11 protein-coding genes are annotated in these 15,077 nt (G+C 65.6%); 3 read left to right on the top strand and 8 right to left on the bottom strand.

Annotation, left to right across the window (positions count from 1 at the left end):
* Positions 1-57: 57 nt before the first annotated feature.
* The 3 genes from M0R88_RS14820 to M0R88_RS14810 form a co-directional block, all read right to left on the bottom strand.
* Positions 58-834, bottom strand: coding sequence for a hypothetical protein (locus M0R88_RS14820; RefSeq protein WP_248654270.1), 777 nt, complete (start codon positions 832-834; stop codon positions 58-60).
* Between the two features lie 103 nt (positions 835-937).
* Positions 938-1,471, bottom strand: a complete 534-nt coding sequence (gene dpsA / locus M0R88_RS14815) for a DNA starvation/stationary phase protection protein DpsA (protein WP_248654269.1) — start codon at positions 1,469-1,471, stop codon at positions 938-940.
* Between the two features lie 143 nt (positions 1,472-1,614).
* On the bottom strand, positions 1,615-2,448 hold the full coding sequence (locus tag M0R88_RS14810; protein WP_248654268.1) for a carbon-nitrogen hydrolase family protein: 834 nt from the start codon (positions 2,446-2,448) through the stop codon (positions 1,615-1,617).
* Positions 2,449-2,642: 194 nt separating this feature from the next.
* Between M0R88_RS14810 and M0R88_RS14805 the strand changes: the two genes are divergently transcribed.
* Positions 2,643-4,073: an aldehyde dehydrogenase family protein gene (locus tag M0R88_RS14805; protein WP_248654267.1), complete on the top strand. Its 1,431-nt coding sequence runs from the start codon at positions 2,643-2,645 to the stop codon at positions 4,071-4,073.
* Between the two features lie 314 nt (positions 4,074-4,387).
* Here the strand turns inward: M0R88_RS14805 and M0R88_RS14800 are convergent, their stop codons facing one another.
* The 4 genes from M0R88_RS14800 to M0R88_RS14785 form a co-directional block, all read right to left on the bottom strand.
* The gene (locus M0R88_RS14800) at positions 4,388-4,546 is read right to left on the bottom strand and encodes a hypothetical protein (RefSeq protein ID WP_248654266.1); all 159 of its coding nucleotides are present in this window, start codon (positions 4,544-4,546) and stop codon (positions 4,388-4,390) included.
* 20 nt (positions 4,547-4,566) lie between these two features.
* Complete coding sequence (locus M0R88_RS14795; RefSeq protein WP_248654265.1) at positions 4,567-4,914, bottom strand: DUF7344 domain-containing protein; 348 nt, start codon at positions 4,912-4,914, stop codon at positions 4,567-4,569.
* Positions 4,915-4,982: 68 nt separating this feature from the next.
* A complete protein-coding gene (locus M0R88_RS14790) occupies positions 4,983-5,639 on the bottom strand; it encodes a helix-turn-helix domain-containing protein (protein ID WP_256468565.1) in 657 nt (218 codons plus the stop codon).
* Positions 5,640-5,799: 160 nt separating this feature from the next.
* Positions 5,800-7,185 carry a cellulase family glycosylhydrolase gene (locus M0R88_RS14785; protein ID WP_248654263.1) on the bottom strand — a complete coding sequence of 462 codons (1,386 nt, stop codon included), beginning with the start codon at positions 7,183-7,185 and terminating at the stop codon, positions 5,800-5,802.
* Between the two features lie 510 nt (positions 7,186-7,695).
* Between M0R88_RS14785 and M0R88_RS14780 the strand changes: the two genes are divergently transcribed.
* Positions 7,696-8,910 (top strand): Cdc6/Cdc18 family protein, encoded by a 1,215-nt coding sequence (locus tag M0R88_RS14780; protein ID WP_248654262.1) that lies wholly within the window; start codon positions 7,696-7,698, stop codon positions 8,908-8,910.
* A gap of 412 nt (positions 8,911-9,322) precedes the next feature.
* Entirely contained in the window at positions 9,323-11,908 is a 2,586-nt protein-coding gene (locus M0R88_RS14775; protein WP_248654261.1) for an efflux RND transporter permease subunit, read from the top strand.
* A gap of 41 nt (positions 11,909-11,949) precedes the next feature.
* Here M0R88_RS14775 and M0R88_RS14770 read toward each other — a convergent pair whose 3' ends face one another.
* The gene (locus M0R88_RS14770) at positions 11,950-14,964 is read right to left on the bottom strand and encodes a hypothetical protein (RefSeq protein ID WP_248654260.1); all 3,015 of its coding nucleotides are present in this window, start codon (positions 14,962-14,964) and stop codon (positions 11,950-11,952) included.
* Positions 14,965-15,077: the final 113 nt, after the last annotated feature.

The raw sequence follows: 15,077 nt of genomic DNA, 5'->3' as shown, positions 1-15,077 counted from the left end.
TCGCTCCGACACCGACTGGCTCGCGCTACGCCGACTCGCTCCGAGACTCGCTTCGGCCTACCCCTTCGATTTACTCGCCTCGCCCGCGGCGACCGACGGGTCGCGCTCGCGGCCGAGATACCAGTTATACTCGTCGAAGAGTCGCTTCCAGATCCGGGAGTCCGAACCCGGCGACTCCCGGTTGACGTGCCGAATCCGGCGCAGGTCGCGCTCGGCGAGTCGCTGGAAGTGAGGCTTGCCGAGCAGTTCCCGGATGCCGCGGGACTCCTCGGTGCCCTCGATGCGCTGTTTCCGGCGCTCGCGGTCCTCCGCGACGAGTTCGCCGGGGCTGAGGCTGTAGTAGTAGGATTCGACCGTGGCGTACCAGCCGCCGCTGACCGCCCGGTCGGTGCAGTCGAGGAGCTTCGCCCGAACTGCCTCGCGTTTCCGTCGGGAGTCGTCGCCCGATTCGGTCGCCTCGACGTGTTCGACGGCGGCGTCCACGAGCGCGTCGTGGGCCGACAGCACCGCGTGGAGGTCGTCAACGAGGTCGCTGAGTCGCTCCGCGGTCTTGATTCTAAAGCGGCGCTCGGCGCGCTCGTCGTGTTTCAGGTACTTGCCCTTGGCGTCGGCCTCGAACTCGCGGGCGGAGAAGTAGCCCTCGTTGAGTTTTACGAGCGTCTTGAGGTAGGCCGACTTCTGGTCGTCGGCCTCGACCGGGAGCGCGACGACCTCCTGGCCCGCGGTTGCGAGCGCGTGGAGAAATCGCTCGCCGTTGAGTCGCAGGTAGTCGTGGCGGCCGTCGTTGTCCTCGACGAGGTACTTCGACCCCCTGAAGAACGCTTTCGACACCATCGGCGTTACTCGGAACGAATCCCTACTGTCTGATAAACGTCTCGTGCGTTATCAACCGCGAGAATCGGTAGACGGGCCTCGTGGCTCGAGAGTCGCGCTCGACTCACCGGTCGGTCAGCGAGTCCCCCGCGAGGAGTCCGTCGATGGCGCTGGCGCGGCGTTCGAGGTCCGCGAGGTGGTCCCGGAGCAGGTGGCCGGTCGCGTGGTCGCCCAGACTCTCGGCGAGTTCGATGTGACTGCTGACGCTCTCGATGCAGTCGCCGTAGGCTTCGAGGTCGTTTTCCAGCGAGGTCCGGACGTCGTAGACGTCTTCGCCCTCGAAGGGGACCGGACTGTGGCGCTCGAACGCCGCGGGACTGCTCAGCGGGACGCCGCCGATTTCGTGAATCCGCCGGGCCAGCGCGTCGGTGTGCCGGTCGGCTTCTGCGGCCGCCTCGCCGAGGAAATGGCCGAGTTCGCGCGACTGCGGCCCTGCGACACTCCATCGGTGCTTGCGGAGTTGGTGGGACAGGACGACGCTCGCCGCGAGGTCGAGGTTCAGGGCTTGGACGACCTGTTCGGCCTTCTCGACGTCGAATCGGACGGCGTTCTCCTCGACGGTGCCCGCCTGCTGGAGTACCTGTCGCTGTTGGCTCATGGGTTGGTCTCCGGGTCGGCTACCACCGGCGGGCGCTTAAGCGTACTCGCAGGGTCGGTCTCGGTCGGCAGTCGCTCGCTTCCCCCCGGCTTCTACCCGTCTCTGACACTCCGAGAAAAACCGACTCCACGACGGACGGCCCATCAGCCGTCCAGCACCGGAACGAACTCCCGGCACTCCGCCAGCACCGCGGGGTCCAAGTCGGCGACCAAATCCCGCTCGCCGCAGTTCAGTCCCGCCTGCACGCTCCCGTCCGGGCGGACGACCCGCGAGTTGGCGGCGTACTGGGTCGGGTCGCCGACCGTCTTCCGGCCGGTCCGGCCCGCGCCGACGACCCACCGAACGCCGTCGAGCGCGCGGGCTCGCAAGAGGAGTTTCCAGTTCTGGCTGTGGGCCGCGGGCCACGCGCCGACGACGAACAGCGCCTCGATTTCCGGCGCGGCGAACGCCGCGCTCTCGCCGACGAAGTTGAGGTCGTAGCAGGTCAGCAGGCCCGCGGTTCCGACCGGCGTCTCGACCGTGACGCGCTCGTCGCCGGGTTCGAGAAGTTCCTCTTCGCTCCCCCAGAGGTGGCGCTTACGGTAGACCGTGGTCTCGACCGCTCCGGTCCCGGCGTCGCCGTCCGCACGTGGGTCCAGATAGGCGACCGCGTTGTAGTAGGTCTCGCCAGTGTCGGCGTCTCCTCCTGCGCGCTCGGCGAACCCGACGAGGAGTGCGGTGTCGGTGGCGACCGCGAGGTCGGCCAGTCGGCCGAATTCCGGGCCGTCCCGCGCGATGGCGGCGTCCCGGACTCGTTCGTCGCCGACGAATCCGGTGAGCGCGTACTCGGGGAAGAGCGCGACATCGACCTCCGGCGGCAGGTCGGTCACGCGCTCGCAGACGGCGTGGAGATTCGCGGCCACGTCGAGGTCCGTGACCGCTATCTGGCACGCCGCGACGGTCGGCGTCTCCTCGGTGAACGTCGAGTCGTCGGTCACGTCCGGCGACTCGGAGCGACGGGAGAAAAGCGGTTCGGAGCGAGGTAGGCAGGGGGAAACGTGTCGGAGCGAGGCAGGTCGATGGAGCCGCGGTCGCAGTCCCCGTGTGCGCTCGGATTCGCGGCGCACGCCGGAAAACGTCATTAATCCGCTGTTGAGTAAATATTTTACCCGCGGAGCGCAAAGAGGTGGGTATGTCCCAACAACCACTCCAGCGTCGGGAGCGTCTCTACATCGACGGTGAATGGCACGAGGCCGACGACGTGCTCGAAGTCACCGACCTCGCGGACGGCGGGTCGTTCGCGCAGGTCGCAGCCGCCAGCCCCGAGCAGGCCGATGACGCGCTCGCGGCGGCACAGCGCGCTCAGTCGGAACTGCGCGAGACGACCATCCCCCAGCGCGTCGAATGGCTCGACGCGATTGCGGAGGGCCTGCTGGAGCGCAAGGAGGAACTCGCCGAGGTCATCGTCCGCGAGGCCGGCAAGCCCATCTCGTCGGCGCGCGGCGAGGTCGAGAGCGCGGCCGAGCGGTTCCGCCGCGCGAAGGAGGAGGCCCGCTCGCTCAAGGGCGAGTTCCGCGAGGGCACGACCGCCGGCCACGAGGGCTGGGAAGCCATCGTCAAGCACGAGCCTATCGGCACCGTGCTGGCGATTACGCCGTACAACTACCCGGTCTCGACCACCGCGCTCTCGGTCGCGCCCGCGATGGCCGCGGGCAACTCCGTCGTCCTCAAGCCCGCGAGCGACACGCCGGTCAGCGCCGCGATTCTGGCCGACGTGATTTCGGAGTTGGACCTGCCGGACGGCGCGTTCAACTTCGTCCCCGGCCGCGGGAGCGTCATCGGCGACGTCCTCTCGGGCGACGACCGCGTGAACGCCGTCTCGATGACCGGTTCCAGCGCGGCGGGCAAGCACGTCGCCAAGGAGAGCGGCATGGTCAACCTCCACATGGAACTGGGCGGCAACGCGCCCGCGGTCGTCTTCCCGGACGCCGACCTCGCGGACGTCGCGGGCCAGTGCGCCAAGGGGTCGTTCAAGTACGCCGGACAGCGCTGTTCCGCCGTGAGCAGAGTGCTGGCCCACGAGGAGGTCCACGACGAAATCGTGGACCTGCTGGAGGCCGAGATGGATAGCTGGCAACCCGGCGACCTCTTCGAGGAGGACACCACGATGGGGCCGCTCATCAACGAGGGGCAGGCCGAGTGGGTCGAGGAACTGGTCGAGGACGCCGTCGAGAAGGGCGCGGACCTCGTTCGCGGCGGCGAGCGCGACGGCGCCCACTTCGAGCCGACCCTGCTGGCGAACGTGCCCCACGACGCCCGCATCGTCCACGAGGAGCAGTTCGGCCCGGTCGCCGCCGTCACGACCTTCGAGGACGAAGAGCAGGCGGTCGAGATAGCGAATCGGGGCGACCTCGCGCTCGACGCCTCCGTGTTCACGAGCGACTACGACCGCGCGATGGACCTCAGCGACCGACTCGACGCCGGCGCGGTCCGCATCAACGGTGCGCCGAGTCACGGTCTCGGCGACATCCCCTTCGGCGGGAACAAGGCCTCCGGCATCGGTCGGCAGGGCCTGCACACGACCATCGAGGAGATGGTCCGCAAGAAGAGCATCGTCCTCTGAACAGGGGTCCGGTGCCGAAGCGGTCTCGGCGCTCTCGTCTTCTGGAGTCGGTTTCTGTACTGGTTTGCGCTGTTCTGTTGAGACGAGTCGAATTCAGAGATGCCGGTGAGGGACGTGGGTATCTGGCCGGGGTCATCCCGGACATCTCAGTTCGGGTGCGACTCCTCTTCTACGGGATTGGGCTCGTCGGCCGGAGTCTAACCGTACTTCGGCTGTTCTCGTCATTGCTCCACTGACTGGCACTTGGCCTCTTTGTGATCTGGATTGTTCGATTCACGCACTAAACTCAGCACGTCGTGTTCACCGATACCACGCTATTCGTTCTCCAATGCGAGTAGTTGGAGTGCTTCTCGAATCTGGTAGTCTTTTTCGTCCAGATCTTCGGTTTCGAGTGCCTTGGTGAGTGCTTCGACCGCTCTGTTCTGTTCGGTCACGCGCGTGCCATCGACGTGTGTGGATTCGTTGGTCGTCATCGTGTGGTAGTTCGTGTCCTTCAAGGGGTTGGAAGCTTGGAATCGATAGCGAGAATCGCTGACAGGTGGGATCCTTCTTGATCGAGTTGGGCTGTTGGCTCCACTACTTTCCGCTCGGGATCGTAGTGGATGAGCCCGGCCTCGGATAACTTTGGAAGATGGACGTGATGCAAGTCGGTCTGAATCTGTGTGACTATCTCGTCAGAAGCCTCTGTCGGTAGCGTGTGGTGATTGTGTTTGACGATTGCGTTTGTAAGGTCGTTTATCGAGAGCGACTGGTGCTGATCTGTGAGTGCCGCGAGGACGATGCGACGATGTTTGTGTTCACAGACGTCGAGAAGCGTGTCCAGCTCGGGTGTCCCAACCATACGATTCTATAAGCATCCAAAGCGGTTCACCGCTGTTTTTGGATACACAAACCGCTTTTAAGTGGTGTTCACTCCGGTAGGCGGAGTTCGGCCAGCGTACTGCCGAGGATTGAACTGATCCCGCGTCGGAGTCGGGATGCGACCGCCTGCTGTGAGATGCCGAGTTCGTCGCCGATCTCGGCCATCGTCACGTCGCGTGGTGTGTTGAAATAGCCCCGTTCGTAGGCGAGTACCAGCGCCTCCTGTTGGGTGTCGGTGAGTGCGGCTTCGGTCTCCGACTCGATGGGCGTGAGCGCGTGCAGTTTGGTGAGCGTGATCGGGATGTCTAACTCCCGACAGCGTTCTTGAAACGCCGCGATGTCACGTCGGTCGTCACCCCGAATATCGAACGTCCACTGCTCGCTCGTGCCGACGGCCTCGATGAGGGGCACCTGCGTTTCCATCAGCGTGTTCAACACGCCCTCGTACTCCAATGTCCATTCGACACGCAACAGATACTCGTCTTCGACGGAATCGACGGATTGGATGGTCTCGACGCCCGGATGGTTGAGAAACGCATCCTCGATGTCGTCAACGTCAGTCCCGCGAACCCAGAAATAGGGGATTACGACGTCTTGGGCCGGGATAATTCGCTCCAGTTCAACTGTCACGCCCGGCAATTGTTCGAACACGGTACCGAGGGGAAACTGGTCGGACGGAACCGTAAACGTTGCTTCGGTGGCCATTGTCAGGTCTGTCTCGCGCCGTCAGTAAAGGACTGGTGTCCATGCAGTCAAGCGAAGAACGAAATCTCAGATATCGACACCCGACCCTTATCTGGAGTGCGGGGCGTTGGCGCACGCCAACGAGTGCTGGCGCACCGATAGCAACCGGAACCCTACTCGGCTACTCGTCGTCGTCCTCGCGGGAGTCGAGACCGAACGCTCGTCTGATGCGGTCGGACAGGGCGTCTCGCAGGTCCCGGAGGTCCGACTCGAACGCCGACCGGTCGGCGTTCGAGTCGGACCCTCCATTCGCTCCGAGTCCCGCCGATTTCGAATCTCGGTCGGCGGCGTCGTCAGGGTGGGCGGAATCGTCAGCGTGAGCGTGGACGTCGCTCGCATCGTGCGGATACGGAAATCGGTGTGCGCGCCACGCGGTCGGGAACGAGTCGCGCCGCGGGAGGTCCAGACCCTGCCCGGCGACGGTTTCGGCGTCGAGCAGGGAGTAGACCGCGCCGTCGTCGTGGAAGAGACCGTTGACCCGGCCCTTCTCGCGCGGTTTCCGGAGGTACGCAGGGCGGAGCATCAGACTCCAGAAGAAGTCGCCGTCGAGGGTCTGGGCGTCGTGGACCTCGCGGATGGTGGGCGCGAGGCTGGCGAGGTTCGGCGCGAATCTGGAGGGCGGTTCGTCGAGGGTGCGCTGCCACTCGGTACACCAGAGCGGTTTCGACGCGTCGCTTCCGGCGACCTCGGTGGCGATTTCGTCGGCGAGCGCGCGCTGTTTCCCGACGTACTCGCGGGCAGTCGCCCGGTTCTTCGGGAGGTTCATGTGGAACTGATAGGCGTCGAGCGCGTCGTCGCGGTCGTAGACGCGGGCGAAGCGCACGTCCTTGGTGCCCATCGTGAGCGTGGCGTCGGGCGCGGCGTCTCGCACGGTTTCGAGCGCGTCCGTCACGAAGTCCCGGCGGGGTTGCACGTCGCCGGGTTCGTTCATGATTTCGGTGGCGAGCAGTCGGTCGTCTCCGGCGTACTCCTGCGCCCAGCGCCGCGCGAAGTGGACGGGCGAGCGGTCGTAGCCCTTCCAGTTGCGCGGTTGGAGAACTTCGGACCGGGAGGGCGAGTGGACGCCGAAGGCCTTCTCGGGGTCGGTCGCGTGGAGGTTCTCCTCGGTCGGCGGTGACTCCGGCGGGGCCTCGAAGAGGACGACGACCGGTCTGATGCCCCGCTCGCGGCAGGTCGTCAGGAAGTGTTCGACGTGCGCGAAGAAGGTCGGGCCGTCCTCGCGCCAGAACTCGTAGGACGCGAAGACGCGGACGCTGTTCAGGCGGAGTTCGGCGGCGTAGCCCAGTTCTCGTTCGACGGTCTCGTTCTCGTAGTTCGCCCACATCTGGTAGGCGTTCCAGTCCTTCTGTGGGAGGTAGACCGCCCCGCGGACCGCTCGGAGGGTGTCGTCTCGACGGGTGACGTCGTCTCGATGGGGGATGCCACCTCCGCGGATGGCATCGTCCCGGCGAGCATCGCGGTTTTGCTGAGCGTCGCTGTTTCGCTCTCGTGTTCCGTCGTCGTCCACGGAGAACGAGAGCGAATCCGGAAGCAAAAGCATTCGATCGGGTAAGGCGACAGGTAGCGGTCGAGGAGTTCCGCACTTGTCTCACCTCCGAAGTGGAGCGACGCCGGAGTACGCCCCATCACGACGGACCGTGTTACTCTCAACCACCATTTCCGCTGTTTCGTCTGTTCGGCAGGGTTTATAAATCCCCCCACCCCGGAGTTCCTCTGAATTGTCGCGGGAGAGTAGGGCGGGCGAGTGCGGAGTTTGCGGCGAGTCGTTCTTTTCGAGTCGGAGTAGACGAAATAGACTAATTCAACTAGTTTGCGGATGCTGTTTCCGTGACTAGGACAAGAACCTTGCCATCTCTAGAGGCCACCCCACGGCCACCCCACCCACTTCGCACGGGATTCAGCGGAACGATGGGGTGGGGGTGTTTCTTAAATAACTCGCTCAGATGAATCAGCGGAATCAGCGGAACGGGTGGTTTCGACAAGTTCAAGGCCGGCCCTCTACTCCGGCACGAGTACCATGGGTTCGTTCGATTTCGTCCGGGAGTACTCTCCGTACACCAACCGCGAGGCGCTGTTGGACGACTACACGCCCGACACGCTGGTCGGGCGCGACGACGAACTGGAGGAGTACCACGGTGCGCTCCAACCGGCGATCTACGGCGAGCAACCCGACAACATCTTTCTCTACGGGAAGGCTGGCGTGGGCAAGACCGCCGCGACCCGATTTCTCCTGAACAAACTGGTGGACAACGCCGAGGAGTACGAGGACTTGGACGTTCGCACCGAAATCATCAACTGCGACGGTCTCAACTCCTCCTATCGCGTCGCCAGCAACCTCGTCAACACGATGCGACCGCCGTCGAACCACATCAGCGAGACGGGCTACTCCCGGTCGCAGGTCTACGACATCATGTGGGAAGAGTTGGACAACGCGGGCGGCATCATCCTCATCGTGCTGGACGAGATCGACCACCTCAAGGACGACTCCATCCTCTACCAACTCTCTCGCGCCCGCGAGAACGAGAACCTGACCGAGGCCCGCATCGGTCTCATCGGCATCAGCAACGACCTCACATTCCGGGACTCGCTCTCGCCGAAAGTCCGCTCCTCGCTGTGCGAACGCGCCATCTCCTTCTCGACGTACGACGCCAACGAACTCCGCGCGGTCCTCGAACAGCGCAAGAACGTCGCGTTCAAGGACGACGTGCTGACCGACGACGTGGTGCCGCTCTGCGCCGCGTTCGGTGCCCAAGAGTCCGGCGACGCGCGCAAGGCCCTCGACCTGCTCCTGAAGGCGGGCGACCTCGCCCGCGAGCAGAACGACGAGGAAGTCACCGAACAGCACGTCCGGCGCGGCCGCCAACTCCTCGAACGCGAGCAGGTCGCCCGCGGCATCGCGGACCTCAACGACCACGAGCGCCTCGTGGTCTACGCGCTGGCGACGCTCGAAGCCGAGGACGACACCCCGGCGCGCTCCCGCGAGATTTACACCCGCTACAAGTCGCTGGCCGACGCCGCGGGCAAGGACTCGCTGACCGCGCGCTGGCTCCGCGAGCATCTGGACGACCTCGCCATGCTCGGCATCCTCAACGTCACCGAAATCAACGAGGGGTCGGCGGGCGGCAAGTACCGGGAGTACGACCTCCAGCAGGACCTCGCCGTGGTGCTGGACGCGCTCGAAGAGACCTTCGAGTCGATGGGCGTCCACGCGAGCGTGAAAGGCTACCTCTGAAACTTTTGCTGCGCTCGGAAATTCGCCAGAGGCGAATTTCCTCGCTGGCAAAACTTTCATGAAAAACACGGCGGTCGTCCCGTTGGTCCTCCCTTGGTCCGCTCGCTCGTCGCGTCGCGCGGCGCTTCGCGCCGCGCTCTCGCTCCTCGCTCGCGGTCGTCACGCTAGCCCGACCGCACTACTGATTCTCGCAATGCCGAGGGTTTATACTCGAAGCCGGGACGAACCACTCGCGTGTCCGATCGCCGCTCGACAGTACGATTTCACGCGCCTCCGCGCACACCCCGACCGACCCACGGATACTTCCTGTTCGACGTGATACTCTGTCTGTATTCCGCCGCAGTCGCGGCGCTCGCCGTCGCAAACGGAATCCGGCAGACGGGCGAAACCGGGGGACTCTGGAGACAGAACCGTGGCACTCGACTATCAGCGCGTCATCGACTGGCTGGACGACCGCATCGTGAACCGGCCGGGGCGCATCGTCGCCGTCTTCCTCGTCGTGACCGCCGTCTTCGCGGTCGGCGCGACGCAGGTCTCGACCGAGGCCGGGACCGAGAGCTTCGCCGAGGACGTGCCCGAGCAGGTGGCCCTCGACGCGGTGAACCGCGAGTTCGAACCCACCTTCGGCGCGGGCACCGCGACGACCCAACTCATCCACACCGGCGAGAACGTCCTCTCGAAGCGCGGACTCGTCCGAATGCTCACGATTCGGGAGCGCCTCGCCGAGCGCGAGGACCTCCGGATAATCGGCACGACCGGTCCCGCCGGCATCGTCGCCACGACGCTCGACCCCGAGGCGACCACGCCGGAGGAGCAACGCCGAGCGGTCGAGCGCGCCTCGCCCGCCCGCATCGACGCCGCGGTCCGGCGGGCCGCCCGCGACAACCCCTCGTTCCGGACCCTCCTCAGCGAGGACTTCAACCCCGAGTCGGCCCGCGCGTCGGCCTCCATCACCGTCGTCGAACACGCCATCCCGGAACTCGCCGACGACGAGCAGGCCGCCGGGTCGAACCCGCTCACGCCCATCCAGCGGGAGATGCAGTCGGTCGCGGCCTCCGTCGGCGGCGACGTGCGCGTCTTCGGCGCGGGCATCGTGGACGCCGAGTTCGGTTCGGTCATCGGCGACACCCTGCTCGTCGTCGTGCCCGCCGCCGCGCTCCTCATCGTTCTCTTCCTCGTCGTCGCCTATCGGGACCTCGCGGACCTCCTGCTCGGCGTCGTCGCGCTCCTGATGGCAATCGTCTGGACGTTCGGCTTCATGGGCTTGGCGTCGATTCCGTTCAACCAGATTCTCATCACGGTCCCGCCGCTGTTGCTCGCGGTCGGCATCGACTTCGGCATCCACGCGGTCAACCGCTACCGCGAGGAGCGCGTGCAGGGCTTCGGCGTCGCCGACTCGATGCGGACCGCGACCGACCAGCTCCTCGTGGCCTTCTTCGTCGTCACGACCACCTCGGTCATCGGCTTCGCGTCGAACTTCACCAGCGCGCTCGTCCCCATCCGGGACTTCGGACTGGTCGCCAGCGTCGGCATCGTCTTCACGGCGCTCATCTTCGGCGTGTTCCTCCCGGCCGCGAAGGTCCTGCTCGACTACTCGCGCGAGACGTACCCCATCCCGACGTTCAGCCAGACGCCCCTCGGTTCCGAGGACTCGTCGCTCGGGCGCGCGCTGACCGGCGGCGTCGGTATCGCCCGGCGCGCGCCCGTCGTCTTCCTCCTGCTGACCGCCGTCTTCACCGCCGGTGCGACGGGGTACGCGACCGGCGTGGACACCTCCTTCAGCCAGGAGCAGTTCCTCCCGCCCGAGGAGACCCCCGACTACCTCCGCGCCCTGCCGGAACCGTTCCGGCCGAGCGAGTACACCGTCACGCGGGACATCAACTTCCTCGAAGACAACTTCGAGACCGGGCAGGACGAGGAGGTGGTCGTCTACGTCGAGGGGCCGATGACCCGCGACACCGCGCTCGAAAGCATCTACCGGGCCGGCGCGGACCCGCCCGACACCTTCGTCACGGAGGACGGCCGGGCCAGCGAGCGGTCCATCGTCACGGTCATTCGGTCGCTCGCGGCCACCGACCCCGAGTTCGCCCGCCTCGTCGCGCGCAACGACCGCGACGGCAACGGGATTCCCGACGACGACCTCGCCACTATCTACGAGGAGGTCTTCGACTCCCAGTACGAAGCCCTCGCGCGCCAGTACCTCACCGAAGACCGTCGGAGCGCCCGCGTCGTCTACTCCGTCGAGGCCGACGCCCCGGACGCGGAAGTCACCGCGGACGCCCGCCGGGTCGCCGACCGCTACCGCTTCGAGGCGACAGCGACGGGTAACATCGTCGTCTTCCAGGCCATCTCGGACCTCATCTTCGAGTCGGCCATCGTCAGCCTCGCGGTCGCGCTCGTCGGCACCGCCGCCTTCCTCGTGGTGGTTTACTGGGTTCTCGTCGGCAGACCGACGCTCGGCGTCGCCAACCTCGTGCCCATCGTCGTCACCGTCGCGGCGCTCGCGGCCACGATGCGACTGGTCGGCGTCTCGCTCAACGCCTTCACCGCGACCGTGCTGGCCATCACCATCGGGCTGGGCATCGACTACTCGGTCCACGTCGTCCATCGGTTCACGGACGAAATCGGCGAGGCGGCGGAGTCGCCCCGGACCGACGAACGGCGAGGCGGCGAGTCCGAAGCGTACGGTGACGCGCTCCCCGCACTCGGACGGACCATCACCGGAACCGGCGGCGCGCTGACCGGAAGCATGCTCACGACCGTCTTCGGCATCGGCGTCCTCGTGCTGGCGGTGTTCCCCGCCATCGGTCAGTTCGGACTCCTCACCGCGCTGAGCGTCGTCTACTCCTACGTCGCCTCGGTACTGATTCTGCCCTCGGTGCTGGTCGTCTGGGCGCGACTCTCGGGCGCGGGGTCGCGCGCCGGCACGCGAGACGAGTCGGACGCGTCCGGTTCAGACGCGTCCGACGGAGCGACCGCTCGCGGCGAAGTCGAGTAGCGAAAAAAGGTGCGTCGAAAGTCGGTCGAGCGGTCGGCGGGTTACGCCGACCCGTCGGCGATTACCGGGACGACCGCCTGCGCGACCATCGAAGAGCCGTTCGCGGTCGCGTCCGGCAGGTCGCCGGGCGAGACCTCCTCGCCGTTGAGGATGAACGTCGCGTTGCTCAGGTCGCCCTCGGCCGATACGTCGGTGACTCGACCGACGAACTGGTAGGCGTCGCTCGCGTCGCCGTCACCGACCTGTCCGGTCGCGGTCGAGTCCTGAATCGAGTCGCTCTCTTCGGTCTGGTTGCCGACCGCTTCGACCGTTCCGGCAAAGGAGACGCTGTAGTTCAGCGGCGTCCCCTCACTCCGGATTTCGAGCGTGTTTCCTGCCTGTGCCTCTCCTTGAGTCTGGTTACCCGCGGCGGCGTCCGTCTCGTTAGCTACTTCGGTCGTCTCGTTGCCCGCCGCGGTGGTCTCATTTCCCTCTGTCGTGGTCGTCGTGGTCTCGTCTGCTCCTGCGTCGGTTTCATTCTCTACTGTCGTGGTGGTCGTCTCGTTCTGCTGGCCGTCCTGTTGGCCCTCCTGCTGGCTCTGTTCGACGACTTGGAACTGGACGATGTCGGTGTTGTCGCCGTCGTCGATTTCCATCGTGTAGGTACCGGGCTGGATGCCCTCGGTACTCAGGTTGACCGACCAGATGCCGTTGCGGCCCCACTGGTCGACCGCCGCCGAGTCGAACTCCTCGGCGCTCGGGCCGTTGATGACTTCCACGGTGATGGTGTTGTCGTCGGGCTTGCGGTTCGTCACGCCCTCGACCACCATCGTCTGACCAGCCTCGATGGGGACGATGCGCGACTGGAGGCCGGGTTGGCTGCTGACGTTCGCCTCGCCCTGCGGCACGATAGCCGAGACCGAGGTCGCGGCGTCGGCGTAGCGGAACGACTGCCGAAGCCGCAGGTCGTCGCTACCCGCTTCGCCGGTCGTCTCGTCGATGATGCGGGCGACGACCTGGTCCTGCGTCAGGCCGGTGCTGAAGCTCTTGATCCAGTTCTCGAGCGCTGCGAGGTCGGACTGGTCCTGACCTGGCACGACGCCGTCACCGACGACGGTGTCGCGGCCCAGGCCGATGACCATGCCCGTAATCTGGCCCTCGTTCAGTTCGCGTCCCTCCTCGTTGATGAGTTCGATGTCGTCCTCTTCGAATACGTCGTTGTCGTCCACGCTGACCGTCTCGGTGACGATGCGTCCGCGCGAGTCGACCATCACGACGAGGACCTCTTCGAGGCCGGGCGCGACGCCCGTGACCTCGACGGTGCCGTCCTCGACGGCGATCTGCTCGTTGTAGGTGCGGAAGACCCACGTCGGGTTCTCGTTGGTCACCGGGGTGTCCTGCCGTATCCGCTGGTCGTCCTGCGCCGTCTGGTTGTCCTGCGTCGTGTTGTTTCCGTCCTGCATCGCCGCGGGCGCGCCGATACCGAACGACGCGACCATCGAACTGTTGTTAATGCCGCCGAGCGTCGGCTCGGTGACGATGATGGACGTCTGGTCGCTGGTGGCGCTGCTGAACTCGGACGTGGACAACTGCTCCTGGACGGTTCCGTTCTGCCCGACGACGTCGTCGCCTTCGACGACGCCGATGCGGTACCGGCCGGGGATGCTCAGCACGTCGCTGGCCTGCGAGAGCGTCACGTCGCGCTCCTCCCACTCGCCGTCGGAGTCCACGTTGATGAGGTCCTGCTGGTTGAGTTGGCCGTCCTCGTTGATGTCTGCCAGTTCCCAGTCGCCCTGGTCGCGGACGTAGATGGCGACCTCGTCGACGCCGGGCGCGGCGGTACCGCGCGCGTCGACTTCCTGTCCGGCGATGTAGGTCCCGGCCGGACTCTCGAAGGTCAGGCCGCCCTGCACGACGTTGAGCGTCCGGTCGTCCTCGGTGTCGCCTTCGTCCTGTGCGATGTCGGTGAGATTCTGGCCCTCCTGGTAGAGGTTCACGTCGACGTTCGTGTCGTCGAGGTACGAGGTGTCGATCTGACCGACGCCGAGACCGGTGTCCTCGTTGACCTCGACCTGCGCCCACGCGAGGTCGGAACTGCCGTCGTTGTTCGTGTCGAGCGTCCCGCGGTCGATGACGTCCTCCACGTCGCGGAACACGTTCTCGTTGACCTGGTTGTTCCGGAAGTCGTTGTCTTCGATGGTGACGATGTGGGACGCGCCCGCCGTCGAACCGCGGACGGTGTAGCGGACGTTCTGGCCGCGCGTGGCCTCGTCACCTTCGAGGTCGAGCGCGACGTTCGTCTCGCCGGTCACCGAGACGACCGTCGAACGGGTCGCCGACTCCTGGTTCAAGGTGTCCCATCCCTCGACGGTGATGGTGTAGTCGCCCGAATTCTGGTCGCTCAGGTCGATGGCCCAGTACGCCGACTGGACGCTGGTGTTGTCCGTCTCGAGTTGAGTGTTGTTGAACTGACCGATGCCCTGCAGATACTCGATGCCCGTGCCGGTGCCCCGCTGACCGGGGTTGTCTATCTTCTCCGGGTACTGGGCGTACGCGCCGTTGAGTTCCTGCAGTTGCGCGTCCGAGAGCGACTCGACGTTGGTCAGCACGTCGCCGGTTATCTCGTTCCCGTTCTCGTCGGTGACTTCGAGCGAGAGGTCCTCGGCGTTCTGGAAGTTCCAGTCGGCCTTGACGAGGAGCGTCTCGTCCTCCTGAACCGTCGAGCCTTCGACGTCGATACCGCGCTCGTTGAAGACCTCGAGGTCGGTCACTCGCGGCTTCTGGACGGTGACGCCGATGTTACTGCGCTGGCCGTTGACGGCGTACTGGCCGAGTTCCTGGTCCTCCGGGATGGGCGATTCGAGCGGAATGCCCTCGGCGTCGCCCGAGACTCCGACGAGCTGCGCCGGGTCTATCGGCCGGCCGTTCGGCTGTACGAAGTTGATGTCTTCCTCACCTTGGAAGACGACCGGTTTCTCCTCCGACGCGACGACCGTGTTCGGTCCGCCGACGCCCGGATTGAACGTCGGGTCCTGTCCGCCCCGCTGTACGTCTGCGCCGAGGACCGCCCCCGACATGGCTACCGTCGAAAGTACTAGTATCGCCGTGAGTGCGAGCGCACTCGCCTTCTTTCTCGTTATCCGTATGCGTGTCATGTATTGATGTTGGTCGCTGATACGGGACTCCCCTA

It is taken from the genome of Halorussus gelatinilyticus (assembly GCF_023238445.1).
Classification (GTDB): Archaea; Halobacteriota; Halobacteria; order Halobacteriales; family Haladaptataceae; genus Halorussus; species Halorussus gelatinilyticus.
This window is presented reverse-complemented; position numbering and strand designations above follow the sequence as displayed.